This is a genomic window from Pseudomonas sp. UBA6753 (assembly GCF_002453565.1).
Classification (GTDB): domain Bacteria; phylum Pseudomonadota; class Gammaproteobacteria; order Pseudomonadales; family Pseudomonadaceae; genus Aquipseudomonas; species Aquipseudomonas putida_Z.
In genome coordinates, this window is record NZ_DKHD01000021.1 from 83,411 (window position 1) to 108,267 (window position 24,857).

At 64.4% G+C, this 24,857-nt stretch carries 25 protein-coding genes and 1 pseudogene; 7 read left to right on the forward strand and 19 right to left on the reverse strand.

Going from position 1 to position 24,857, the window contains the following annotated elements; genetic code table 11:
- Positions 1-84: 84 nt before the first annotated feature.
- The 8 genes from B2790_RS08255 to B2790_RS08290 form a co-directional block, all read right to left on the reverse strand.
- On the reverse strand, positions 85-861 hold the full coding sequence (locus B2790_RS08255; protein WP_286100977.1) for a response regulator transcription factor: 777 nt from the start codon (positions 859-861) through the stop codon (positions 85-87).
- Positions 862-980: 119 nt separating this feature from the next.
- Positions 981-1,451 (reverse strand): prepilin peptidase, encoded by a 471-nt coding sequence (locus B2790_RS08260; RefSeq protein ID WP_075044498.1) that lies wholly within the window; start codon positions 1,449-1,451, stop codon positions 981-983.
- A gap of 295 nt (positions 1,452-1,746) precedes the next feature.
- Positions 1,747-2,316, reverse strand: a complete 570-nt coding sequence (locus B2790_RS08265) for a DUF4136 domain-containing protein (RefSeq protein ID WP_286918599.1) — start codon at positions 2,314-2,316, stop codon at positions 1,747-1,749.
- Between the two features lie 19 nt (positions 2,317-2,335).
- Entirely contained in the window at positions 2,336-2,971 is a 636-nt protein-coding gene (locus tag B2790_RS08270; protein ID WP_286918600.1) for a DUF4136 domain-containing protein, read from the reverse strand.
- A gap of 21 nt (positions 2,972-2,992) precedes the next feature.
- The gene (locus tag B2790_RS08275) at positions 2,993-3,742 is read right to left on the reverse strand and encodes a methyltransferase domain-containing protein (protein WP_015268825.1); all 750 of its coding nucleotides are present in this window, start codon (positions 3,740-3,742) and stop codon (positions 2,993-2,995) included.
- The gene (locus tag B2790_RS08280) at positions 3,739-4,044 is read right to left on the reverse strand and encodes a MazG-like family protein (RefSeq protein ID WP_013970728.1); all 306 of its coding nucleotides are present in this window, start codon (positions 4,042-4,044) and stop codon (positions 3,739-3,741) included. Before B2790_RS08280 ends, B2790_RS08275 begins: the two co-directional genes overlap by 4 nt.
- A 157-nt stretch (positions 4,045-4,201) precedes the next feature.
- Complete coding sequence (locus tag B2790_RS08285; protein ID WP_286918601.1) at positions 4,202-5,053, reverse strand: MaoC family dehydratase; 852 nt, start codon at positions 5,051-5,053, stop codon at positions 4,202-4,204.
- A 2-nt stretch (positions 5,054-5,055) separates the two neighbouring features.
- Entirely contained in the window at positions 5,056-6,408 is a 1,353-nt protein-coding gene (locus tag B2790_RS08290; protein WP_286918602.1) for a 3-oxoacyl-ACP reductase, read from the reverse strand.
- A gap of 118 nt (positions 6,409-6,526) precedes the next feature.
- Between B2790_RS08290 and B2790_RS08295 the strand changes: the two genes are divergently transcribed.
- Entirely contained in the window at positions 6,527-7,804 is a 1,278-nt protein-coding gene (locus tag B2790_RS08295; RefSeq protein ID WP_286918603.1) for an acetyl-CoA C-acetyltransferase, read from the forward strand.
- A 168-nt stretch (positions 7,805-7,972) separates the two neighbouring features.
- Positions 7,973-8,752: an AraC family transcriptional regulator gene (locus B2790_RS08300; protein ID WP_286918604.1), complete on the forward strand. Its 780-nt coding sequence runs from the start codon at positions 7,973-7,975 to the stop codon at positions 8,750-8,752.
- Between the two features lie 126 nt (positions 8,753-8,878).
- Here B2790_RS08300 and B2790_RS24965 read toward each other — a convergent pair whose 3' ends face one another.
- The 5 genes and pseudogenes from B2790_RS24965 to B2790_RS08320 all read right to left on the reverse strand — a co-directional run bounded on the left by B2790_RS24965 (position 8,879) and on the right by B2790_RS08320 (position 14,236).
- Positions 8,879-9,646, reverse strand: a complete 768-nt coding sequence (locus tag B2790_RS24965) for a methyl-accepting chemotaxis protein (protein WP_414708572.1) — start codon at positions 9,644-9,646, stop codon at positions 8,879-8,881.
- Positions 9,647-9,736: 90 nt separating this feature from the next.
- Positions 9,737-10,822, reverse strand: a pseudogene (locus B2790_RS24970) (HAMP domain-containing protein); the annotation flags it as partial.
- Between the two features lie 168 nt (positions 10,823-10,990).
- Entirely contained in the window at positions 10,991-11,401 is a 411-nt protein-coding gene (gene cueR, locus B2790_RS08310) for a Cu(I)-responsive transcriptional regulator (protein ID WP_085593413.1), read from the reverse strand.
- Positions 11,398-13,797 (reverse strand): heavy metal translocating P-type ATPase, encoded by a 2,400-nt coding sequence (locus tag B2790_RS08315; protein ID WP_286918606.1) that lies wholly within the window; start codon positions 13,795-13,797, stop codon positions 11,398-11,400. Before B2790_RS08315 ends, cueR begins: the two co-directional genes overlap by 4 nt.
- A 52-nt stretch (positions 13,798-13,849) precedes the next feature.
- Entirely contained in the window at positions 13,850-14,236 is a 387-nt protein-coding gene (locus tag B2790_RS08320) for a hypothetical protein (protein WP_046616857.1), read from the reverse strand.
- 145 nt (positions 14,237-14,381) lie between these two features.
- Here B2790_RS08320 and B2790_RS08325 point away from each other — a divergent pair, with 145 nt between their 5' ends.
- A complete protein-coding gene (locus B2790_RS08325; protein WP_085626073.1) occupies positions 14,382-14,579 on the forward strand; it encodes a heavy-metal-associated domain-containing protein in 198 nt (65 codons plus the stop codon).
- Between the two features lie 194 nt (positions 14,580-14,773).
- On the forward strand, positions 14,774-15,955 hold the full coding sequence (locus B2790_RS08330; protein WP_075044509.1) for a multidrug effflux MFS transporter: 1,182 nt from the start codon (positions 14,774-14,776) through the stop codon (positions 15,953-15,955).
- On the opposite strand, the gene B2790_RS08335 is transcribed toward B2790_RS08330, so the two are convergent.
- Complete coding sequence (locus B2790_RS08335; protein ID WP_075044510.1) at positions 15,906-16,103, reverse strand: hypothetical protein; 198 nt, start codon at positions 16,101-16,103, stop codon at positions 15,906-15,908. The genes B2790_RS08330 and B2790_RS08335 overlap by 50 nt on opposite strands.
- A gap of 488 nt (positions 16,104-16,591) precedes the next feature.
- Between B2790_RS08335 and B2790_RS08340 the strand changes: the two genes are divergently transcribed.
- Positions 16,592-17,305: an ArsR/SmtB family transcription factor gene (locus B2790_RS08340; protein WP_013970739.1), complete on the forward strand. Its 714-nt coding sequence runs from the start codon at positions 16,592-16,594 to the stop codon at positions 17,303-17,305.
- A 16-nt stretch (positions 17,306-17,321) separates the two neighbouring features.
- Here B2790_RS08340 and B2790_RS08345 read toward each other — a convergent pair whose 3' ends face one another.
- The 5 genes from B2790_RS08345 to B2790_RS08365 all read right to left on the reverse strand — a co-directional run bounded on the left by B2790_RS08345 (position 17,322) and on the right by B2790_RS08365 (position 21,676).
- On the reverse strand, positions 17,322-18,269 hold the full coding sequence (locus B2790_RS08345; protein ID WP_286918607.1) for an adenosine deaminase: 948 nt from the start codon (positions 18,267-18,269) through the stop codon (positions 17,322-17,324).
- A gap of 86 nt (positions 18,270-18,355) precedes the next feature.
- Positions 18,356-19,042 (reverse strand): SDR family oxidoreductase, encoded by a 687-nt coding sequence (locus B2790_RS08350; protein ID WP_286918608.1) that lies wholly within the window; start codon positions 19,040-19,042, stop codon positions 18,356-18,358.
- A 369-nt stretch (positions 19,043-19,411) separates the two neighbouring features.
- Positions 19,412-19,996, reverse strand: coding sequence for an IMPACT family protein (locus tag B2790_RS08355; RefSeq protein ID WP_016484768.1), 585 nt, complete (start codon positions 19,994-19,996; stop codon positions 19,412-19,414).
- A 9-nt stretch (positions 19,997-20,005) separates the two neighbouring features.
- Entirely contained in the window at positions 20,006-20,668 is a 663-nt protein-coding gene (locus tag B2790_RS08360) for a TetR/AcrR family transcriptional regulator (protein ID WP_286918609.1), read from the reverse strand.
- 90 nt (positions 20,669-20,758) lie between these two features.
- Positions 20,759-21,676, reverse strand: coding sequence for a LysR family transcriptional regulator (locus B2790_RS08365; RefSeq protein ID WP_025337589.1), 918 nt, complete (start codon positions 21,674-21,676; stop codon positions 20,759-20,761).
- Positions 21,677-21,794: 118 nt separating this feature from the next.
- Here B2790_RS08365 and B2790_RS08370 point away from each other — a divergent pair, with 118 nt between their 5' ends.
- Positions 21,795-23,141 carry an aspartate aminotransferase family protein gene (locus B2790_RS08370; protein ID WP_046616868.1) on the forward strand — a complete coding sequence of 449 codons (1,347 nt, stop codon included), beginning with the start codon at positions 21,795-21,797 and terminating at the stop codon, positions 23,139-23,141.
- 73 nt (positions 23,142-23,214) lie between these two features.
- Positions 23,215-24,708, forward strand: coding sequence for a CoA-acylating methylmalonate-semialdehyde dehydrogenase (locus tag B2790_RS08375; protein ID WP_023662877.1), 1,494 nt, complete (start codon positions 23,215-23,217; stop codon positions 24,706-24,708).
- Positions 24,709-24,857: the final 149 nt, after the last annotated feature.

The following is a 24,857-nucleotide window of genomic DNA, read 5'->3' on the forward strand; positions in this document are numbered from 1 at the left end:
TGCGCCGGTGTTCGCGGGCGCGCCCGCTCCCACAGGGGGCGCGATGGGCTGCAACGCAGCCGCCACAATCTTGAAGCTACCTGTTTAGTGGGTAGTAAACCGCTGATGCACCGGCGACGAACTGGGTGTCAGCGCCAGGGCCAGCTGGGTGCGGTTGTGCATGTGGGTCAGGCGCAGCACCTGCGACACATACAGCTTCACGGTGTTCTCGGTAATGCCCAGCTCACAGGCGATCTGGTAGTTGGTCTTGCCCTTGCCCACCAGGCGGGCCACCTCCAGCTGGCGTGGCGACAGCTTCTCGAACGCCGCTGGCAGCTCGCTTTCGCTTTCTTCCACATCCGTGGCACGTCGATGAGTACCTTGGCCCCGGGCCTTTTCCAAATCCTGGTAGAGCTCGTCAATCGATTCGGCCAGATCCTGCAGGCGCTGATTCAATCCGCCGAGGTCGTGGAAGTTGCGCTGGCGTTCCAGCAATGCCTCTTCCTGCCGACGTACGCCTTCAAGCAGTTCATCGAGCTCCACCGGCTTCTGGTAGTAATCGGCAAAGCCTTCGCGCAGCGCGCGGATCACATCCTGTTTCTCGGCACGCCCGGTCAACATGATGGCTTCGAACATGCGCTGGCTGCCGTCGACCTGCTTCAGGGTGCGCATCAGTTCAACGCCATCCCGTCCCGGCATGTGCAGGTCGCAGATAAGCAGACCGATGGCTGGGTCTGCCATATAGCGCTCGATGGCTTCGTCAGCAGAATGGGCCGGTACGCAAACATAGCCCTTGGTTTCGAGGAATTCACAGAGTTGTTCGACAATGACCGGTTGGTCGTCCACCACCAAAACCTTCAACTCACTCACTTGTCTGGACACGATCCACTCCCTGTTCGTATACGGCCCTGCTCCCGGGCCAGACGCTCTGGCAGTTTAAAAATAGTCGCACCAAGCGAATATGTACAAGTTTTGTACAAGGTGTCGGACCACAGGCTGGCTCATTGGACCCATACCGCTGTCAACAGAAAGCCGGCCAGCACATAGGGGACGAACGCCTGCTTGTCACCCATTTCTTCGGTCAGGGCCTGCAAACGCTTTTTCACCTTTGGGTTGAGCAAGGTCCACAGGCGCCGGCGGGTGAGCAGCCACAGCAGCACGCTGACACCGGCGCCGATGAAGGTGCCAAGCACGTATTGCGGGCTGGTGGCCAGGGCCAGTGCGCCCATCAGCTTGACGTCATCGGCGCCGAAACGGCCGAGCATGTAACCGGGCAGCGTCAGCAGCATGACGATGGCCAGCGCCCAGCCTGCATCGCTGGCATCGGCGCCGATCCAGCTGTGACCGGTGGCGAACAGCCAAGCCAGGGCGCAGGTAGCCACGCCAAGGGTGAGCATGTTGGATATCTGGCGTTGACGCACGTCCTGTTCGGAGCACAAGGCAAGCCACAGCAGGAGAACAATGCTTTGCATTGGCAGGTCGCCCTTCCCAAATGTTGAACACATCTACCTGGTCAGTCAGGTTTCCTTAAGTGAAGATAGACGGGAACCTGCGGACGAGTGGGGCGGGAAAGGCAAAAAGGCGTGGTCGGGATGGATTTTGTCGTAGCTGGCACAGGTACTTGCCGTTGAAAATCTTGCGCGATCCCTGTGGGAGCGGGCGAGCCCGCGAACACGGGCGAAGCCCGTGCCATCCACCGCGGTGCCTGCTTCGCGGGCATGCCCGCTCCCACAGGTCCGCGGCGCCCATGGAGTTTGTGTTTGAGCGTTACTTCCTGCTCCCCGGCGGGTAGTTGGCCAACACCTTGGTCACGGTGTTCTGGATCGCGCTGTTGCGTTCCTCGGGGCTTGGGGGGTAGTTGTTCATGATCTGCTCGGCACTGCCGCGCCACACCAGCTTGCTGTCACGCCCATCGAACAGGTCGATCTGGATGGTGGCGACCTTGTAGTCGACGCTGCGGGTTTCGTTGTACATCGGCCCACCCCAGTAGCCGCCCCAGTAGCCCCCCCAGCCACCGCCGTAGTTGGTGGTGATCTGTTGCTGGCGCTGCTCGACGATCAGGTACGCGCGCACTGTCAGGTCTGGCCGCGCGCCACTTTGCACCGGGCGCAGGCCGCGCTGGTCGAGTTGATTTGCGACTGCCTGGCGAATGCGCTGTTCGGTCAGGTCGCTCTTGATTCGTGGGTCGTCCGGGCGGTACTGCAGGCCCGGTTCCTGCCATGCCCAGCTGTGGTAGGCGGCAAAGTCACGGCTGGCATCGAAATCCTGCTGGACGTTATTGCTGGAGCAGGCGGCGAGCAATAACGCGAATGACAGTAGAACGAGACGGCGCAACATGATGGTTCTCCGTTGGATATCAACTGGGAGGATAGCCGTTGAGCGCCTTGTGCACAGAATCGCGCAGGGCGCTTTCGCGTTCACGCGGCGAGTCCTTGTCGCTGCCGCTTTCGGCGCTGGCACTCCATACCGGCTGGCCGCTGCGGGCGTCGTACAGGTCGATACGCACCACCATCACCTGCACCTCGTAGGTGCGCACGATGGGCACGCTGGCATAGCCACCATAGCCATGGCGGTAGCCGCCATAACCGACACCACCATAGGGGTACGGGCCGTAGTAAGGGTCGTAGGCATCGTAGTCACGTACCTGGCGCAAGCGCTTTTCCAGGCGTATGTCGGCGCTGACCAGCAAGTCGCCGGGGCCGCCCCGGGCGGGACGCAGGCCATGCTGGTCCAGCGCGCCGCTGACGGCATCGGCCAGTTGCCCCGGGTCGGTATCGACCGAGCCACTGGGCAACTGGCTGTTGCGCCAACTCCAGCTACGGTAGTGCCCGTAATCACGGGCCGGTGTCGGGTAGGCACTGGCATCGAAGGTGCTGGCCGCCTGGGCAGGCGCCGGTGGTAACGGGCGGCTGCTGGCCACATAGGGGTTGCTGCCCTGGCAGCCAGCCAGGGCAAGCGGCAGCACGGCCAGGCACAACAGACGGTACGGCATGTATTCCTCCTGGCGGGCAGGTCAGCGGGGGCGGCAGACCCAGTGCAGGTAGCGGCCGAGCCCGGCGAAGCTGGGGTGTCGACGGTAGGCCAGTTCCATTTCCAGCAGGTCGAGCAGCTCGGCCTTGCCTTGGAATTCCTTGGGCATGTAGTCGTGGAACACCCGCACGCCACTTTCGCTTTCAACCTGCCACATAGGATCAAGTTGCGCCCTGAGTTCGCGTGGATCAAGCGGTTTTTGCGGGGTCAGGCTCTGTTTTTCACCTTCCAGCCGGTTGCTGCGCAACTTGCGGAAATGGCCCTTGAGCAGGTTGCGATAGACCAGGGCGTCGCGGTTGTAGAAGGCCAGTGACAGCCACCCGGAAGGGGCCGTGAGCTGGTGCAGCACCGGCAGGATGCTTTCGGGCTCGGCCAGCCATTCCAGTACGGCGTGGCATAGCACCAGGTCGTAGGGTTCGGTCAGCTGGCCAAGCAGGTCTTGCCAGGGGGCCTGGATGAAGGTGGCCGGTTGTCCGGCTTCGGCAAAGCGCGCCCGTGCGCCGTCGAGCATGGGCGCGGCGGGTTCGGCCAGGGTCAGCTGGTGGCCGCGCTGGGCCAGCCACAAAGCCATGTGACCCAACCCGGCACCGATGTCGAGAATGCGCAGCGGGCGGTCAGGCAGGGCTTCGGCCAGGTCGGCCTGCAGCACGGCCAGGCGGATTGCGCCCTTGGCGCCGCCGTAGATCTTCTCGGCAAAGCGGGTGGCCAGCTCATCGAAATGACGGTCGTTCATCGGGCGAAGCGCCTCTCGCTGTCGGCCAGCTTGGCTCGCACCACCTGGTCCATGTCCAGGCCCAGTTCGCTGCACAGCAGCAACAGGTACAGCACCACATCGCCGATTTCCTGGCCGGCATGGGCCAGCTTGTCGGCTGGCAGCTGGCGCGATTGGTCTTCGCTCAGCCACTGGAAGATTTCCACCAGCTCGGCCATTTCGACGCTGGCGGCCATGGCCAGGTTCTTCGGGCTGTGGAAGCCACGCCAGTCGTTGTTGTCGCGGATCTGGTGCAGGCGTTGGGTGAGTTCTTGCAGGTTCATCGGGGGTCTCCTAATGCTGCATAGCTTCTGCGCAGGCCCGATGCAAAGCAAGGGGGCCGCTATGCGGCCCAATCGCCGGCAAGCCAGCTCCCACAGGATAATTACCGGCCCAAGCCTGCGCGCCCCCTGTGGGAGCTGGCTTGCCGGCGATGAGGGCTTAAAGCCGGTCCCAGCGCCCGACCATATGCAGAACCCCTCCATGCCCATCCAGCCGCAGCTCTCCCGCAGCCCCCGCCTCACTGGCACCGAGCACCACCTCCGACGGCAACCGCACCGGTTTGCGGAAATCCACCTCGAAGGCATAGCCACTGTGCGGCAGGTGCCCGCGCAGTGCCGCCAGGGCCATGGCCTTGCTCCACATGCCATGGGCAATGGCCGTGGGGAAGCCGAACAGCCGCGCACTGGCTGCGCTGAGGTGGATCGGGTTGTAGTCCCCACAGACCTTGGCATAACGCCGGCCGATATCGCTGTCGGCGTACCAGCGGGTCGCCTCTGGCAACGCTTGCGGTTCGTCCTCGGCAGGCTCACCTGCCTCGCTTTCCAGCTTCAGCCCGCGCACCAGCATGCGGCTGGTCTCGCGCCAGAGCAGGCCGATGCCGTCTTCGGCTTCGGTGACCAGGTTGAAGGTGCCGCCCTTGGCATGCGCTTGCAGATTGCCTGCATGCACCGCAAAGCGCAGCCCTTCGATACCGCCCAGTGGGCGCAGCACCTCGATGCGGTTGTGCAGGTGCACCAGCCCGAGCAGCGGAAAGGGGAAGTTTGGCGCGGTCATCAACTGCAACTGCAGCGTGAACGCCATGACATGTGGATAAGTACCCGGCAGGCGGCCATCGTCGGTGAAGTGGCACAGCCGTCGATAGGCGGCCAGGTTGCCCGGATGGACGCGGATGAAGCAGCGCAGGCCGTCGTTCGGCAGCTGGTCGCCGCTGATGCTGCGCTTGCTGGCCGCGCGCAGGTACAGGCTGGCGCGCGCAGCCGGGCTGTGCAGGTCGTGCCAGTGTCGGCTCATGTTCAGGCCCCCATCAAGGCCTGGCCGCATACCCGCAGCACCTGGCCGTTGACTGAACCGGAGCCCGGCTGGCTGAGCCAGGCGATGGCTTCGGCGACATCCTGCGGGCGGCCGCCCTGGCCAAGCGAACTCAAGCGTCGCCCGGCCTCGCGCAGGCCCATGGGCATGGCGGCGGTCATGTGGGTTTCGATGAAACCGGGTGCCACGGCATTGATGCTGCCGCCGCGCTCGGCGAGCCGGGGCGCCCACGCCTGGGCCAGGCCGATCAGTCCGGCCTTGCTCGCGGCATAGTTGGCCTGCCCGCGATTGCCGGCGATGCCGCTGACCGAGGCCAGCAGGGTGATGCGCGCGTTTTCACCCAGGGCGCCGTTGTCGTACAGCGCCTGTGTCAGCACCTGCGGTGCCTTGAGATTGACCGCCAGCACCGCGTCCCAGTATTCCGGGGTCATGTTGGCCAGGGTCTTGTCACGGGTGATACCGGCGTTGTGCACCACGATGTCGATGCCGTCGGGCAGGGCAGCTAGCAGTTGCGTTGCCGCGTCGCCGGCGCAGATGTCCAGGGGCAGCGCCTTGCCGCCCAGGCGCGCGGCCAGTGCGTCGAGGTCCTGGCTGGCTTGCGGCACATCCAGCAGCAGTACGTCGGCACCGTCCCGGGCCAGGGTTTCGGCAATGGCGGCGCCGATGCCGCGCGCGGCACCGGTTACCAGGGCGCGGCGCCCAGCCAGCGGCCGGGTCCAGTCCTCGACCTGGCTGGCGCAGGCATGCAGGCGCAGCACCTGGCCGGAGATGAAGGCGCTTTTGGGCGAGAGGAAGAAGCGCAGGGCACCTTCCAGCTGGTCTTCCGCGCCGGGGCCGACATACAGCAACTGCGCGGTCGCACCGTTGCGCAGCTCCTTGGCCAGCGAGCGGCTGAAGCCTTCCAGGGCCCGTTGGGCAATGCTGGCCAACGGGTCGTCGAGGCTTTCTGGCGCGCGGCCCAGCACCACCACATGGGCGCACGGCGCCAGGCTGCGCAGCAGTGGCTGAAAAAATTCGCGCAACTGCTTCAACGCGTCGCTGTCGGACAGGTGACTGGCATCGAATACCACGGCCTTGATCTTCGGCCCCAGGCCAGCCACCCACGCTTCGGCCTGGAGGTTGTCGGTATTGAAGCTGTAAAGCGTGTCGGTCAGGCGCGGGGCAATGGCTTCGACCTGGCTCGCCAGTGGCCCGCCACCCAGTACCAGGGCACCTTCGACCGGGCGCAGGCGGCCGGCCTGCCAGCGCTCCAGCGGCGCCGGGCGTGGCAGACCAAGGGCATCCACAAGACGGCGGCCGAGGTTGGAGTTGGCAAAGCCGAGGTAGCGATCGCTCATGAGTGGGTCTCCCGGAAGGCAAGCTTGAAAGTGTGGACCAACTTTGTGGCAAGGTCGTTCGAATGCGGTAAAAACACCTAGGCTGTACGGATCAAATTGTTTCAGGAGGAACAAGCGCATGCGTTCACTTCGCCGGGTCGCGATCCTGGGCGGCAACCGAATTCCCTTCGCCCGCTCCAATGGCGCCTACGCCACGGCCAGCAACCAGGCGATGCTCACCGTCGCCCTCGAAGGGCTGATCGAACGCTACCGCTTGCATGGGTTGCGCATGGGGGAAGTGGTGGCCGGCGCGGTGCTCAAGCACTCGCGTGACATGAACCTGACCCGTGAGTGCGTGCTGGGCTCGCGGCTGTCGCCGCAGACGCCGGCTTACGACATCCAGCAAGCCTGCGGCACCGGGCTGGAGGCAGCGCTGCTGGTGGCCAACAAGATTGCCCTGGGGCAGATCGACTGCGGCATTGCCGGCGGCGTGGACACCACTTCCGATGCGCCGATTGCGGTAAACGAAGGCCTGCGCCACATCTTGCTGCAGGCCAACCGCGGCAAAAACCTGGGCGAGCGGCTAAAGCCATTCCTCAAGCTGCGCCCTCACCACCTGAAACCCGAATTGCCGCGCAACGGCGAGCCGCGCACCGGGTTGTCGATGGGCGAGCATTGCGAACGCATGGCCCAGGCCTGGCGCATTGGCCGTGCCGAACAGGACGAGCTGGCGCTGCTCAGCCACCAGGCGCTGGCTGCCGCGTACGCCGAAGGTTGGCAGGATGACCTGCTGACGCCGTTTCTGTCGTTGACCCGTGATAACAACCTGCGCCCCGACCTGACCCTGGAGCAACTGGCCAGGCTCAAGCCGGCCTTCGATCGCAGCGGGCAGGGCACGCTGACGGCGGGCAATTCCACACCGCTGACCGATGGTGCTTCGCTGGTGTTGCTGGGCAGCGAGGAATGGGCCGAGCAGCAGGGGCTGTCGGTGCTGGCCTATCTGGTCGATGGCGAAACTGCTGCGGTGGATTTCGTCACTGGTCGCGAAGGCTTGCTGATGGCGCCGGTGTATGCGGTGCCGCGGCTGCTGGCGCGCAATGGCCTGACGCTGCAGGACTTTGACTATTACGAGATTCACGAAGCCTTTGCTGCCCAGGTGCTGTGCACGCTCAAGGCCTGGGAAGATGCCGATTATTGCCGTGAGCGGTTGGGGCTGGATGCGCCGCTCGGGGCGATCGACCGCAGCAAGCTCAACGTCAAGGGCAGTTCGCTGGCGGCCGGGCACCCGTTTGCCGCGACCGGTGGGCGGATATTGGCCAACCTGGCCAAGTTGCTGGCGAGGGCGGGGAAGGGGCGGGGGTTGATTTCGATCTGTGCGGCGGGTGGGCAGGGGGTGACCGTCATCGTCGAGCGGTGAGCACCCGGAAAATTGCATTGCCTTCTTCGCGGGCTTGCCCGCTCCCACAGGTACAGCACAGCCTTCAGACTGTGGGAGCGGGCAAGCACGCGAAGAAGGCCGCACAGATGTCACAGTCATCCCCGCTCAACTGTTAGGCTTGTCTGGTCAGAACTACAAGAAACCGCCATGCCGATCATCGGACACCCCCGCGCCATACCGGCGCTGGACTACCTGCCCAGGCCACTCTATGCCCGTGCCGAAAGCCTCGGCGCCGGCTCCTGGACCACCCGCCACCAGCACGACTGGGTGCAGTTCTCCTACGCCATCAGCGGCGTTCTCGGGGTGTATACCCACGAAGGCAGCTACTTCGCCCCGCCCCAGTGGGGCGTGTGGATACCAGCCGATGCCGAACACGAAGTGGTCACCTCTATGCAGGCCGAAATGCGCAGCCTTTACGTGCGCCGGGATGCCTGCCCGTGGGCACCGGAGCAATGCCGGGTACTGGAAGTGACCCCGCTGGCGCGCGAACTGATCAAGCAGTTCTGCCTGTTCTCGGCAGACTACCCGGAGGGTGACAGCGCCGAGGCGCGGCTGGTGGCGGTGCTGCTCGACCAGTTGCGCATGCTGCCCGAGGTCGGTTTTTCGCTGCCACTGCCACGGCACCCGAGGTTGCTGGCGCTGTGCAATGGTCTGATCGCTGCACCGGACCAGTCGCAGACCTTGCAGCAGTGGGCGCGAGAGCTGGGGTGCTCGGAGAAGACGCTGATGCGGCTGTTCCAGCGGGAGACGGGCTTGAGTTTTCGCAACTGGCGGCAACGTATGCGGCTGTTGTCGTCGCTGGCGCTGCTGGAGGCGGGGGAGAGTGTGACCGAGGCGGCGTTGGGGTGTGGGTATGACTCCACCTCGGCTTACATTGCGGCGTTCAAGCAATTGTTCGGCGCGACGCCGGGGGAATTGAGGCTTTAGTGATTGGTCGCCTGTGCCGGCCTCTTCGCGGGCGCGCCCGCTCCCACAGGATCACCGAGGCTTTGCAAGCTGTGCAGTACCTGTGGGAGCGGGCGTGCCCGCGAAGAGGCCGGCGCAGGCAACACATCAGGTACGGAACCTGCGCACCAGCGCATCCAGCTCATTGGACAACCCGGCCAGGCTCTCCGAATCCATCCGCGCCGCCTGGGCCAGTTTGGCCACCAGTTGCGCATCGCCGTGAATCTGGCTGATGTGCCGGTTGATGTCCTCGGCCACCTGGTGCTGCTCTTCGGCCGCCGTGGCAATCTGGGTGTTCATGTCGCGGATCACATCCACCGACTCGCGGATCTGCCCGAAGCTGTCACGGGCCAGGCCGATGCGGCTCACCGACTGCTGCGAAACCTCCAGGCTGGCGTGCATCTGTGCGGCCACTTCGGCAGTGCGGCTGGCCAAGTTGCCCAGCAGGCCGTCGATCTCGGCGGTGGAGTCGGCAGTGCGCTTGGCCAGAGCCCGCACCTCGTCGGCAACCACGGCAAAGCCACGGCCCTGCTCGCCGGCACGGGCCGCTTCGATGGCGGCGTTGAGCGCCAGCAGGTTGGTCTGCTCGGCAATCGAGCGGATGGTGCCGAGGATCGACTGGATGGCGTTGCTGTCACGCTCCAACTGCTGGATCGACTGCGCCGACTGCTCGATCTCCTGGCTCAGGCGGTCGACGCTATGTACCGCGGCATCGATCTGCTGCTGGCCTTCGCGGGCCTGTTGCTGGCCACTGTCGGCCGACTGCGCCGCCTGGCTGCAGGAACGTGCCACTTCGTTGGCAGTGGCGACCATTTCGTGGAAGGCGGTAGAGACCATGTCCACCGCTTCGCGCTGGCGGCCGGCGGCTTCGGCCATGTCGCTGGAAACGCGGGTCGAGCTGCTGGAGGTGCTGAGGATCTTGCTGGCGGCAGCACCGATGTGCTGGATCAGGCTGCGAATGGCACCGAGGAACTGGTTGAACCAGCTGGCCAGTTGCGCGGTTTCGTCGCGGCCACGGATCTCCAGGTTGCGGGTCAGGTCGCCCTCGCCCTGGGCGATATCTTCCAGGCCGCTGGTGACGCTGTTGATCGGGCGCACGATCAGCTTGGCGAAGGTGGCACCGACCACGGCGAACAGCGCGGCCAGTACCAGGGCCACCACGCCGATCAGCCAGGTCAGGCGGGTGGTGGTCTGCATCACTTCGCTTTGTTCGATCAGGCCGATCAAGGTCCAGCCCAGCTGTTCGTCCGGGTAGATGTTGGCCATGTAGCGCACGCCATTCAGCTCCACTTCGGCCAGCCCCTTGCCGTGCTTGGCCAGCTCGGCGTAGCCGTCGCCAAAGCTCGCCAGTTGCTTGAAGTTGTGCTTGGCGTCACGAGGGTCGACCAGTACGTTGCCGTTGTTTTCCACCAGTAGCACGTAGCCGCTTTCGCCCAGCTTGATCTGCTGGACGATCTCGGTGAGGCCTTTGAGCGAGACGTCGACGTTGACCACGCCGCCAGGGTTGCCCAATTGGTTGGCGACGGTGCGCACGGTGCTGACCAGCACGGCGTCGTCGGCAGCCCAGTAGTAGGCGCCGGTACGCAAGGTCTTGCCAGGGTTGGCCATGGCCAATTGGTACCAGGGGCGGGTGCGCGGGTCGTAATTGACGAACTTCTGCCCGGCCGGCCAGCCGACGTAACCACCGTCATTCACCCCGTAGGACAGGTACGCATAGCTGGGATGCGTGGTGGCCAGGCGGGTCATGAACTCCAGCAGCTTGCTGGCCTGGTCGCCCAGTTCATAGGACGGGGTTGCGCTCATGTACTTGTTCAGTTCGCTACCCGTGGCGGCCACCAACGGCTGCGCAGCCAGGTACTCGACGTTCTGGTTGATGCCCTGGAAGAAGATGTTCATCGCGTTGCTGACCTGGCGGATTTCCCGGCTGCTGCCATCGAGGAATCCGTCGCGGGCTTCGCCACGCAGGTTGAGGACCACCAGGGTGGCCACAAGGACGATGGGCAAGCCGGCGATGACCGCGAATGCCCAGGTCAGTTTCTGTTTGATGCTCATCGACGCTCCCGGAGTTTTTATTTTCGATACACGAGGCAGGTAACAATTGCATCGGCAGCATCCGGGTTTAATGTAGGGAAACGCCCGTATTTATTGGATAAAGTCGCAGTTGGTGACTATTCGGTCGTGTTTGGACGTATATGGCATACCAAAGGGTTGCGGGGTGGCTCAGTGACAGCAGCCGCCCGCAGCGCCATTGGCCAGGTCCTTGAGGATCGGGCAGTCCGGGCGCTCGTCTCCCTGGCAGTGCGAGACCAGTTCGCCGAGGGTGTCGCGCAGGCTCACCAGCTCTTCGATGCGCCGGTTCAGTTCAGCGATGTGCTGCGTCGCCAGCGCTTTCACATCGGCGCTGGCGCGCTGGCGGTCCTGCCACAAGGTCAGCAGCTTGCCGACCTCTTCGAGGGAAAAGCCCAGGTCGCGGGAGCGCTTGATGAAGGCCAGGCTGTGCAAGTCTTCCGCCTGGTACAGGCGATAGCCGCTGTCGCTGCGCGTGGCGGGCTTGAGCAGGCCGATGGACTCGTAATAACGGATCATCTTGGTGCTGAGCCCGCTGCGGCGGGCGGCCTGGCCGATGTTCATGGAGCCTCCTGGGTGTTGCTGGTGGGTTTCCACGCCTTGAGCCACAGCGCGTTGCTCACCACGCTGACGCTGGACAGGGCCATGGCGGCGCCGGCCAGTACCGGGTTGAGGTAACCCAGCGCGGCCAGTGGGATGCCGATCAGGTTATAGATGAACGCCCAGAACAGGTTCTGGCGGATCTTCGCGTAGGTCTTGCGGCTGATCTCCAGGGCGGCCGGTACCAGGCGTGGGTCGCCGCGCATCAGGGTGATGCCGGCGGCCTGCATGGCCACATCGGTACCGCCCCCCATGGCAATGCCGATATCGGCGGCGGCCAGCGCCGGCGCATCATTGATGCCATCACCGACCATGGCGACCACGCCATCCTGCTTGAGTGCGGCCACGGTCGCGGCCTTGTCGGCCGGCAGCACTTCGGCATGCACGTCGTCGATGCCCAGGGCATCGGCCACCACTTTGGCGCTGCCGCGGTTGTCGCCGGTCAGCAGGTGGCTGCTGATGTGTTGCGCGTGCAGGGTATCGATCGCCTGCGCGGCGCCGGGCTTGAGGCTGTCACCAAAGGCGAACAGGCCCAGCACCCGCGGCTGCGCGCCGCGTTCGATCAGCCATGACAGGGTGCGCCCCTCGGCTTCCCAGGCCTGGGCCTTGGCGGCCAGGTCGCCGGGTGGCAGGGCGCTTTCATCGAGCAGGCGGCGGTTGCCCAGGGCCAACTCGCGGCCTTCCACGCGCCCGGCGATACCACGCCCGGTCAGCGACTGGCTGTCGGCAACGCCAGGCACATCCAGGCCCTGCTCGGCACAGGCATCCAGTACCGCCTTGGCCAGTGGGTGTTCGCTGCCGCGTTGCAGGGCACCGGCCAGGCGGTGCAGGTCGGCGCTGCTGCCAACCTGCGCCTGGCTGTGGACAACGCGTGGGCTGCCGGAGGTGAGGGTGCCGGTCTTGTCGAACACCACGCGGTTGACCGCATGGGCGCGCTCCAGGGCTTCGGCGTCCTTTATCAGGATGCCATGGCGGGCGGCGACCCCGGTGCCGGCCATGATCGCAGCGGGTGTGGCCAGGCCGAGGGCGCAGGGGCAGGCGATGACCAGTACCGCGACGGCGTTGATCAGCGCGGTTTCCAGCGGCGCGCCGGCCAGCCACCAACCGACCAGGGTGATCAGCGCCAGTACCAGCACGGCCGGGACGAATACCTGGCTGACCCGGTCGACCAGCTTCTGGATCGGTGCCTTGGCCGCCTGGGCGTCTTCCACCAGGCGGATGATGCGCGCCAGCACGGTTTCGGTGCCCAGTGCCTGGGTGCGTACCAGCAGCCGGCCTTCGCCGTTGATGGCGCCACCGGTGACGCTGTCGCCTGGCTGCTTGGGCACCGGCAGGCTCTCGCCGCTGATCAAGGCTTCATCGGCATGGCTGTTGCCGTCTTCGACCACGCCATCGACCGGGAAGCGCTCGCCGGGTTTGACCAGTACCAGGTCGCCGAGGCGCAGTTGGGCAATGGCCACGTCTTCTTCCCGGCCATCGACCAGGCGCACGGCCCGTTCCGGGCGCAGGGCCTCGAGGGCACGGATGGCGCTGGCGGTCTGGCGCTTGGCACGGCTTTCCAGGTATTTGCCCAGCAGCACCAGGGCAATCACCACGGCCGAGGCTTCGAAGTACAGGTGAGGGGCCATGCCGGCGGGGGCCTGTGCCCACTGGTACAGGCTCAGGCCGTAGCCGGCGCTGGTGCCCAGGGCTACCAGCAGGTCCATGTTGCCAGTCCCGGCGCGCACGGCTTTCCAGGCGGCCACGTAGAACCGCGCGCCGAGAATGAACTGCACCGGCGTGGCCAGCAGGAACTGCACCCACGCTGGCAACATCCAGTGCACGCCAAACGGCTGCACCAGCATTGGCACCACCAACGGCAAGGCGAGCAGCAACGCTGCGCCGACCGCCAGGCGTTCGTTACGCAGGCGGTGCTGGGCAGCATTTTGGTCGTCCCTGGCGGTTTGCGGCAGGCTGGCGCTGTAGCCGGCCTTTTGCACGGCGTCGATCAGCAGGTTGTCGTCGAGGGCCGCAAGCACTTCGAGGTGCGCGCGTTCGCTGGCCAGGTTGACGCTGACCTGTTCAACCCCCGGCAGCTTGCCGAGGGCGCGCTCTACGCGGCCGACGCAACTGGCGCAGGTCATGCCGCCAATCTGCAGTTCGACGGTGCGGGTGGGCACGCCATAGCCGGCTTCGCGTACGGCGTCGACCAGCGCGGGCAAGCTGTTGGCCGGGGCCTGGACCCGGGCCTGTTCGGTGGCGAGGTTGACGCTGACCTGTTCAGCGCCGGTGACCTTGCGCAGGGCGCGCTCGACCCGGCCGGCACAGCTGGCGCAGGTCATGCCGGAGATCGGCAGGTCGTATGTGGTGGATGCGGGCATGGCTCTCCTCCTTGGACAGGCCTCCAGCATCAACCTTGCCACGCAGGTAAGGTCAATAGCCCAGGCCGGCTCGCTTCAACTCCAGCCCATATTGCCCCATGGCGATGCGGTATTTGTTGATCTGGCCCGCCTGCAGGTTCAGTCGTGTGCTGCGTTGGTCCTCGACACCCGCGGCGCAGCCAGGCATTTGCCCGGGCAGCAGGCGCAGGCGCACGTCCACCGGGCCGGGCGGCAGGTTGAACGAGGTGGACTGCTCCTGGAACACGCGCCCGGAGAGCTGGTCGTTGAGGTAGATGCCGATTTCGCAACTGGTGGCCACTTCCAGGCGCTCCCGGGAAATGATCAGCACGCTGTAGTCCGAGTTGCCCTCGGCACTGGCCGGTGGCACTGCAGCCAGCGTGCTCAATAGCCCGACGACGCCCAATGCTGCCCTGAACATGAAGAATCTCCTGCTTGCGTGATCATCAAAGGCGCAGCTTGGCCGACGCGCGCGCGGATTTCCACCCCGGCTGTTGTCGGCAGATCTTGACCTTGCCCCGATGGCAAGCTTGAGACTGGTGGAAAACCTGAAGGAGGTAACCCCCATGCAAGTGTTCAATGTACAAGGCATGACCTGCGGCCATTGCGTGAAAGCCGTGACCCGGGCGGTGCAGGAGCAGGATGCCGCGGCCAAGGTGGAGGTCGACCTGGCGGCCAGGCAGGTACGGGTGCAGAGCGAGTTGGCTCAGGAGCGGATCCTCACGGCCATTCGCGATGAGGGTTATCAGGCCGACGTAGCCTGAACACTTGCTTGTGGGAGCGGGCGTGCCCGCGAACACCGGCGCCGCCGGTGCCATCCACCGCGCGGCCTGATTCGCGGGCACGCCCGCTCCCACAGGGACCGCGGCAGCCCTTGGATTTGTTGCAAATGTTTTCATGTCGATAGGGCCCACAGCAGGTAGAATCGAGCACTTGCTTAGCCTGCTATGGATTCCTGATGAACCTGCGAATGGTGCTCATCCTGGGCGCACTCAGTGCGTTCGGGCCCTTGGCGATCGACTTCTACCTGCCCGCCTTCCCGGCCATGGCGCAGGCGTTCGCCACCGATGAAAAACACGTCCAGGCCACCTTGGCCGCCTACTTCCTTGGCCTGTCCATCGGGCAACTGGCCTACGGGCCGGTGGCCGACCGCTTTGGCCGGCGCAAGCCGCTGATGTTCGGGGTGACCCTGTTCACCCTGGCGTCACTGGCCTGTGCCTATGCCCCCAACCTCGACACCCTGGTGCTGGCGCGTTTCGTCCAGGCGTTGGGCGGTTGCGCCGGGATGGTGCTGTCGCGGGCCATCGTCAGTGACAAGTGCGACCCGGTGGCCTCGGCCAAGGTGTTCTCGCAGTTGATGCTGGTCATGGGCCTGGCGCCGATCCTGGCACCGATGCTGGGCGGGGTGCTGGTGAACGTGGCCGGCTGGCAATCGATCTTCCTCGCCCTGAGCCTGTTCAGCGCCGGCTGCCTGCTGGCGGTCAGCCTGGGCCTGCCGGAAAGCCTGCCCGAGCACATACCGCGGCAACCGCTGTCTGGCGCCTTGCGCCAGTACTTGCGCCTGTTCGCTGACCGGGTGTTCGTCGGCCATGCCCTGACCGGTGGTATCGCCATCGCCGGCATGTTTGCCTACATCGCCGGTTCACCCTTCGTGTTCATCAAGCTTTACGGCGTGCCGGCCGAGCATTACGGCTGGTTGTTCGGCACCAATGCCGCCGGCTTTATCCTGGTGGCGCAGGTGAATGCACGCTTGCTGGCCAAGCGCGGGCCGGCGTTCCTGCTCGCGCGTGCGGTGTGGTTGTACCTGGTCGCGGGCCTGGCGTTGCTGGGCGTGGCGGCACTGCGGCCAACACAGCTGTGGCCACTGCTGGTACCGCTGTTCGTCTGCATCTCCAGCCTCGGCTGCATCATCCCCAACGCCTCTGCCTGTGCCATGAGCGGGCAGGGCGCGCGGGCTGGCAGTGCCTCGGCGCTGATGGGCTGCCTGCAGTTCAGCGTCGCCGCCGGCGCAGCGGCGCTGGTCGGGCTGCTGCATGATGGCAGTGCGGTGCCGATGGCGCTGGTGATCAGCCTGTGCGGGGCGCTGGTGGTCAGTGTCGCGCTGCTGACCCGACGCTTGCCGGCCAAGGCTCCCGCATAAGCGGGTGAGGTGCCTGCAGGCGGGTTTCCAGCGTGGCGACGAAGGCACGCGCCTCGGCCTCGCTGCGGAAACTGACCACGTGTTGATCGAGCTGGACCTGCCAGGGGCAGGCGGGGTTTCGGCTCGACGCACTGACGACAATTTTCATCGCGGCATACCTCCAAAAGGGGGAGAGCGGATGAAGTGTAGCGCTGCACCTTCTGCCTGCCATGACCTGAATCAGTGTCCTGACTGACGGTCGGCAGGAACGTTTTCTACATGTTTTTTCCTGCTTGGGGTGCAATGCCCGCAAGCACGTGGAACCTTCGCTTTGGCTTGCGCTACTTGTGGAAATTGGTTGTCGGCCGCGTCCGAAGTTGCATCCGGTGTTTTTTCCGCCCGTCGTTCCCGTGCTCTTGCCATGTGTGCCGGGCTGCTTGCCCGCGCGGTCCGGGCAGCTTTCACGCACTGTTTCACTGCTTGCCATGGGTAGGCATACCCAGTGGTTTTTTACCGGTGGTGCCACTGTGCAACGCTGCCTGAATGGCGTTTTTTGCGGCTTATACTGGCGAACCAGGCCAGTGCCAGCGAGAGGCGCTTCCCTGCCAGGGGTGGCCATCGCATCCACACAGTGAACTTGCAGGGAGTTACAGGGACATGAACGCAGCCAGCAGTATCAGCCAGATTGCCAGCCTGATGGCCGACCCCAAGCGCAGTGCCATGTTGTGGGCATTGATCGATGGCACGCCGCGGCTGGCCAACGAACTCGCGGTAATGACAGGCCTGACCTCGTCATCGGCCTGCGCTCACCTTTCGTTGTTGTCATCGGCCGGTTTGCTCCGGCATGAGGCACGGGGTCGCAAGCGCTACTTCCGGCTGGCCACCCCGCAAGTCGGGGCAGCGGTGGAGGCGCTGGCCAGTGTCCAGTTGGAGAGCGCCAGGGGGGAGCGGGCCAAGGCGCCGGTATCACCGCTGCCCATGTCGATACGCAGGGCGCGTCGCTGTGGCGATCACCTGGGCGGGGAACTGGCCGGCGAGCTGTATCACCGTCTGGTGGTGGCCGGCTGGCTGGAGGGGAGTGGTCGACAGCTGATGGTAAGCGAGGAGGGGCGGACGCAGTTGGCTTTGGTCGGGGTCTACATCGATGCCTTGGCGCCGCATCAGCAACGTGGCTGTGTGATCTGTCGCTGTACCGAGTGGAACGACCAGGGGCCGCACCTGGGTGGCGTACTGGGGCAGGCCTTGTTCCGGCTGTTCCTGCAATCTGGCTGGATGCGCGAGGCCGAAGACTCGCGGGCATTGCATATCTCTGCGCTGGGTATCCAGCAGATCAATCGCATTGCCCGCGTGCCGACGTTGCAGGTCGGTTGAGTCGCGGTCAGGTCGCTCAGGCCAGCCGGGCATCCAGGCTGTTCTGGGCCAGGCGACGGGCCTGGTCTTCGGTCATGCCCAGGTGGGTGTACAGGGCGTGGAAGTTTTCGGTGACATAGCCACCGAAGTAGGCCGGGTCGTCTGAGTTGACCGTGACCTTCACGCCGCGCTCGAGCATGTCGAGGATGTTGTGCTGGCTCATGTGGTCGAACACGCACAGCTTGGTGTTCGACAGCGGGCACACCGTGAGCGGGATCTGCTCGTCGATGATGCGCTGCATCAGGCGCTCGTCCTCGATGGCGCGCACGCCGTGGTCGATACGCTTGACCTTCAGCAGGTCCAGGGCTTCCCAGATGTACTCGGGCGGGCCTTCTTCGCCGGCATGGGCAACGGCGACCAGGCCTTCACTGCGGGCGCGGTCGAACACACGCTGGAACTTGCTCGGTGGGTGGCCCATTTCCGAACTGTCCAGGCCAACGGCGATGAACGCATCGCGGAACGGCAAGGCCTGGTCGAGGGTTTTCTGCGCCTCATCTTCGCTGAGGTGGCGCAGGAAGCTGAGGATCAGGCCGCTGCTGATGCCCAGTTGCTGGCGTCCGTCCTTGAGCGCCTGGTTGATGCCGTTGAGCACCACTTCGAAGGGGATGCCGCGGTCGGTGTGGGTCTGTGGGTCGAAGAACGGTTCGGTGTGGATCACGTTCTGCGCCTTGCAGCGTTGCAGGTAGGCCCAGGTCAGGTCGTAGAAGTCCTGCTCGGTGCGCAGCACGTCGGCGCCCTGGTAATACAGGTCGAGGAACTCCTGCAGGTTGTTGAAGGCATAGGCACCGCGCAAGGTCTCCACATCGGCCCAGGGCAGGGCGATCTTGTTGCGCTCGGCCAGGGCGAACAGCAGCTCGGGCTCCAGCGAGCCTTCCAGGTGCAGGTGCAGTTCGGCCTTGGGCAGGGCGTTCAACCAGTCATACATGGTGGGTCATCTCGATCAGGTACGGTTGCCGCCATTCTACAGAGCCTGGCCGGGCATTGCGCCCGGCCAGGCTGCGACCTGGTGAATCACCAGACCAAGGGTTCGCCCTTGTAGTTGATGAAGCGCAGGCCGCCGTTGCCGCTTTGCGCCTTGATCTGTTCAAGCATGCCGCGGGTGCTGGTCAGCACGTCGATCTCGGCGTTTTCGCCGCCCATGTCGGTTTTCACCCAGCCCGGGTGCATGGCCAGCACGCACAGGTCGGGGCGTTGTTGCTCGACGACGAAGCTGTTGATCATCGAGTTCAGGGCCGCCTTGCTGGCCTTGTACAGGCAGATTTCGCCGCCATCGGGGATGGTCACGCTGCCCAGGATCGAGCTCATGAAGGCCAGCACGCCGCTACCTTCGCGTACCTGGCCGACCAGGCGGCGGGCCACGCGGATTGGCGCCACGGCGTTGGTCATGAACAGGTCGCCGATGTCCTTGTTCTGTACCGCCTCCAGGTCCTGCGGCAGGGGGCCCATGACCCCGGCGTTGACGAAAATCAAGTCGAACACTTGGCCTTGCAGGCGTTGCTTCAGGCCATCGAGCTGGGCCGTGTCGTTCATTTCCAGCTGTTCGATGTGCACGCCGGATACATCCGCCAGGGCGCCGGGCTGCTGCGGGTTGCGCACGGTGGCGGTGATGTTCCAGCCGTCTTCGTGCAGGCGTTGCACCAGGCCCAGGCCCAGCCCGCGCGAGGCCCCGATGATAAGTGCGGTTTTAGCGTTAGCCATGTCGATGCGCTCCGTGATCGGTTCGAAGAAGGGTATTGAGGATAATGCACTGTGGTGCCGGGCGCCTTGTCGTAGGTTGTACGAAAAATCACCAGTTGCCTCAGGCCCTTGTGCGGCGTGGCCTTCGGCTTGTTGGCGCACGGGTTATCCACAAGCTGGTCCACAGTTATTGTGTGCAAGCGCAGGTGGCTGTGCAGGGCTACGCAGGGTGTGAGCCTGGGGATAACGTCAGGAGCATCAACGGTTTGCGGCTGTCATCAAATGGTGATCAAAATATGATCAAGGCTCTGCAGGCCTTGAGTAATGCCGCCTGCAAGCGAGTGCCCCAAGCTTATCCACAGGCCGGCCCACAGTTGCTGTGGGCAATGTTCAGCGTGCTTCGAGCAGAATGCGCCCGCGGCTCAGGTCGGCCAACTGCTGCTGCAGTGGCGCAAGGTGGGCGTCACCCAGTGCAATCAACAGGTCCACGCCATTGGCGGTGAACTGCTCATCCAGGACCAGGCCGTCAACCTCCGCCAGGCGCAGCTTCACCAGCGCCAGTTCGCTGAAACTGCAACTGCAGGTGAATTCGCTGCGCTGCACTAGCAGCCGCTTGGGTGCCTGTTGCAGGCACTTGTTGGCACCGCCGCCATAGGCCCTGGCCAGGCCGCCGGTGCCCAGCTGGATACCGCCATACCAGCGGATCACCAGCACCACCACCTGATCGCAGTCCTGCGCTTCGATGGCCGCGAGGATTGGCCGCCCCGCGGTACCGCCAGGTTCGCCGTCATCGCTGCTGCGGTACTGGGCGCCAAGCTTCCAGGCCCAGCAGTTGTGGGTGGCGGCCAGGTCGCTGTGGCGTTCGATGAAACTCATCGCGTCGGCGGCACTGCTGATCGGCCCGGCCAGGGTGATGAAGCGGCTTTTGCGGATTTCCTCGCGGTATTCGCAGAGGTCGAGCAGGGTAGAAGGCATAAATGACGATCAGGCAGCCGGCTTGATGCCGCAGCCCTTCAGAATGATGTGGATAAGATTGTTGCTCGCGTCTTCCATGTCCTGCTTGGTCAGGCGGCTGCGGCCGGTTACCTGGCAGATCTGGGTGGCAAAGTCGGCGTAGTGCTGGGTGCTGCCCCACAGCAGGAAGATCAGGTGCACCGGGTCGACCGGGTCCATCTTGCCGGCTTCGATCCAGGCCTGGAACACCGCGGCGCGGCCGCGGAACCATTCGCGGTAGTCGGCACTGAAGTACTCGCTCAGGCAGGTGCCGCCGCTGATCATCTCCATGGCGAAGATCCGCGAGGCTTGCGGGTTGCGCCGGGAGAATTCCATCTTGGTGCGGATGTATTGGCTCAGCGCTTCACCCGGGTCGTCGTCGACGCTCAAGGCGTTGAAGGTGCTGTCCCACAACTCGATGATGTTGCTGAGCACGGCAATGTACAGGCCCAGCTTGTTGGTGAAGTAGTAATGCAGGTTGGCCTTGGGCAACCCCGCCTTGAGGGCGATGGTGTTCATGCTGGTGCCCTTGAAACCATGGCGGGCAAACTCGTCTTCGGCGGCCTGGATAATGGCCTGTTCGTTCTTCTGGCGGATGCGGCCCGCGGGCTTGCCCGAGGCGGAGAGGCGATGCGCAGGGACTTCTAGGGTCATGGACGATTCCGTACGGGTCAGTGGCTGCGGCTGTCGGACAAGATTACCTGCCTGTGCCGAAGTGACAAGCGTTTGCGGCACAGACTGGCATCAGCGTGTCGCAGCCAGGCTTTCGAGGAAGCTTTCCAGCACCAGGTTCGGCCGCCGTCCCTTGCGCGTTACCCAGCTCAGGCTCAGGTCATAGAAGCGTTGCCGGGGCTTGAGGGCACGCAAGCGACCTTGCTGCACCCAGAACGTGGCGTAGTGGTCTGGCAGGTAGCCGATGTAGCGACCGGTAAGGATGAGAAACGCCATGCCTTCGCGGTCCGAAGCACTGGCCGTGCAGTTCAGCGCCTGGTAATGCGCCTGGATTTCGGCCGGCAGGCGAAAGGTGGGGGTGATGGCTTCCTGGCTGTTGAGGCGGTCGTCGTCGATCTGCTGGTCATCGGCATAGAACAGCGGGTGGCCGACCGCGCAGTACAGCAGCGAGCGCTCGCTGTACAACGGCTGGTACTCGAGGCCCGACAGCGGGCTGGTCTGTGGCACCACGCCGACATGCAGGCTGCCATCGAGCACGCCATGCTCGACCTGGCTGGGCGCGATCATGCGGATCTGGATGCGCACATCGGGGCCGCGGTCCTTGAGCTCGGCCAGGGCATGGGTAATGCGCATGTGCGGCAAGGTCACCAGGTTGTCGGTCAGGCCAATGTTCAGCTCGCCACGCAAATGCTGGTGCAGGCCGTTGACCTCGGTGCGGAAGCTTTCCAGGGCGCTGAGCAGCTGCAGCGCCGAGTGGTAGACCTCGCGGCCTTCCTCGGTCAGCGAGAACCCGGCGCGGCCGCGCTGGCACAGGCGCAGGCCCAGGCGTTGCTCGAGGTCGTTCATCTGCTGGCTGATGGCCGAACGGCCAATGCCCAGCACGTTTTCCGCGGCCGAGAAGCCACCGCACTCGACGACACTGCGGTAGATCTTCAACAGGCGGATGTCGAAATCGCTGACTTGGGCGAGTGGATCGGGGCGTCGGCTCATTAGTTTAGTCAGGGCCTGTCTGAAGATTAGAAATGTTGGCTTTTTCAGACTTTATCGCCGTGCCAATTTAGCTGCAACAACATCCATCGTTGCCTAATCGTCTTCCGAGGAACCGCCGATGAACATGCCCGAAACCGCTACCGCCGGTATCGCCAGCCAGCTTAAGCTGGATGCCCACTGGATGCCCTACACCGCCAACCGCAACTTCCAGCGCGACCCACGCCTGATCGTGGCGGCCGAAGGCAACTATCTGGTCGACGACAAGGGGCGCAGGATCTTCGATGCCCTGTCCGGCTTGTGGACCTGCGGCGCCGGGCACACCCGCAAGGAAATCACCGAGGCGGTGGCTCGCCAGATCGGCACCCTGGACTACTCCCCGGCCTTCCAGTTCGGCCACCCGCTGTCGTTCCAGCTGGCCGAGAAGATCACCGAGCTGACCCCGGGCGACCTGAACCATGTGTTCTATACCAACTCCGGTTCCGAGTGTGCCGACACCGCGCTGAAGATGGTGCGTGCCTACTGGCGTCTGAAAGGCCAGGCCACCAAGACCAAGATCATCGGCCGTGCCCGTGGCTACCACGGCGTGAACATCGCCGGTACCAGCCTCGGTGGCGTCAACGGCAACCGCAAGCTGTTCGGTCAGCTGCTGGATGTCGACCACCTGCCTCACACCGTGCTGCCGGTGAACGCCTTCTCCAAAGGCATGCCGGAAGAGGGCGGTATCGCCCTGGCTGACGAGATGCTCAAGCTGATCGAGCTGCACGACGCCTCCAACATCGCTGCCGTGATCGTCGAGCCGCTGGCAGGTTCGGCTGGTGTACTGCCGCCGCCGAAGGGTTACCTGAAGCGCCTGCGTGAAATCTGCACCCAGCACAACATCCTGCTGATCTTCGACGAAGTGATCACCGGCTTTGGTCGCATGGGCGCGATGACCGGCTCCGAAGCCTTCGGCGTGACCCCGGACCTGATGTGCATCGCCAAGCAGGTGACCAACGGCGCCATCCCGATGGGCGCGGTGATCGCCAGCAGCGAGATCTACCAGACCTTCATGAACCAGCCGACCCCGGAGTACGCCGTGGAATTCCCGCACGGCTACACCTACTCGGCCCACCCGGTAGCCTGCGCCGCCGGCATCGCCGCGCTGGACCTGCTGCAGAAGGAAAACCTGGTGCAGGCCGCCGCCGAGCTGGCGCCACACTTCGAGAAGCTGCTGCATGGCGTGAAGGGCACCAAGAACATCGTCGATATCCGCAACTACGGCCTGGCCGGCGCGATCCAGATCGCTGCCCGCGACGGTGATGCCATCGTGCGTCCGTACGAAGCGGCGATGAAACTGTGGAAGGCAGGCTTCTATGTACGCTTCGGTGGCGACACCCTGCAGTTCGGCCCAACCTTCAACACCACGCCGCAGGAACTGGACCGCCTGTTCGACGCAGTGGGCGAAACCCTGAACCTGATCGACTGATCTTTCCGATTCTGATGCCAGGCGCGTGAACACATCGCGCGCCTGCCTCAACCTTCTTTATCTGGAGTTTTGCATGAGCATTGTTCAGCACCTGATCCACGGCGAACTGGTTACCAAGGGTGAGCGCACCGCCGATGTCTTCAACCCGTCCACCGGCCAGGCCGTGCGCAAGGTCGAGCTGGCCAGCCGCGCGACCGTGCAGGAAGCGATCGACTCGGCCAAGGCTGCCTTCCCGGCCTGGCGCAACACCCCACCGGCCAAGCGCGCCCAGGTGATGTTCCGCTTCAAGCAACTGCTGGAGCAGAACGAAGCGCGTATCTCGCAGATGATCAGCGAAGAGCACGGCAAGACCCTGGAAGATGCTGCCGGTGAACTGAAGCGTGGTATCGAGAACGTCGAGTTCGCCTGCGCCGCGCCGGAAGTGCTGAAAGGCGAGTACAGCCGCAACGTCGGCCCGAACATCGATGCCTGGTCCGACTTCCAGCCACTGGGCGTGGTTGCCGGTATCACCCCGTTCAACTTCCCGGCCATGGTGCCGCTGTGGATGTACCCACTGGCTATCGCCTGCGGCAACGCCTTCATCCTCAAGCCTTCCGAGCGCGACCCGAGCTCGACCCTGTTCATCGCCCAACTGCTGCTGGAAGCCGGCCTGCCGAAGGGCATCCTCAACGTGGTGCACGGCGACAAGGAAGCGGTGGATGCGCTGATCGAAGCGCCGGAAGTGAAGGCCCTGAGCTTCGTCGGTTCGACTCCGATCGCCGAGTACATCTACGCCGAAGGCACCAAGCGCGGCAAGCGTGTGCAGGCCCTGGGTGGTGCGAAGAACCACGCGGTGCTGATGCCGGATGCCGACCTGGACAATGCCGTGAGCGCACTGATGGGGGCTGCCTATGGTTCGTGCGGCGAGCGTTGCATGGCCATTTCGGTGGCGGTGTGCGTGGGTGACCAGGTGGCGGACGCCCTGATTGCCAAGCTGGAACCGCAGATCAAGGCCCTGAAGATTGGTGCCGGCACCTCGTGCGGCCTGGACATGGGCCCGCTGGTGACGGCTGCTGCCCGTGACAAGGTGGTGGGCTATATCGATGACGGTGTTGCTGCTGGCGCCAAGCTGGTGGTGGATGGCCGTGGTTTCCGTGTGGCCGGTAATGAGGATGGCTATTTCGTCGGTGGCACCCTGTTCGACAAGGTGACCCCGGAGATGCGCATCTATAAGGAAGAGATCTTCGGCCCGGTGCTGTGCGTAGTGCGTGTGAACAGCCTGGAGCAGGCCATGCAACTGATCAATGATCACGAGTATGGCAACGGCACCTGCATCTTCACCCGTGACGGTGAAGCGGCGCGCCTGTTCTGCGACGAGATCGAAGTGGGCATGGTCGGTGTGAACGTACCGCTGCCGGTGCCGGTGGCCTACCACAGCTTTGGTGGCTGGAAGCGTTCGCTGTTCGGTGACCTGCATGCCTATGGCCCGGACGGTGTGCGCTTCTATACCCGTCGCAAGGCGATCACCCAGCGCTGGCCGCAGCGTGCCAGCCATGAGGCTTCGCAGTTTGCCTTCCCTAGTTTGTAAGGGATGAGCAGAAGCGGGGAGGCCGACAGGCCTCCCCGCTTTGTTTTTTCAGCGATATTGAAGTTTCTTGAAATTAAGGGTTGACGGGGTTTCGAATCCCCTTATAATGCGCCCCACTTCCAGCGACGCCGGAACGACAAACTCCTTGA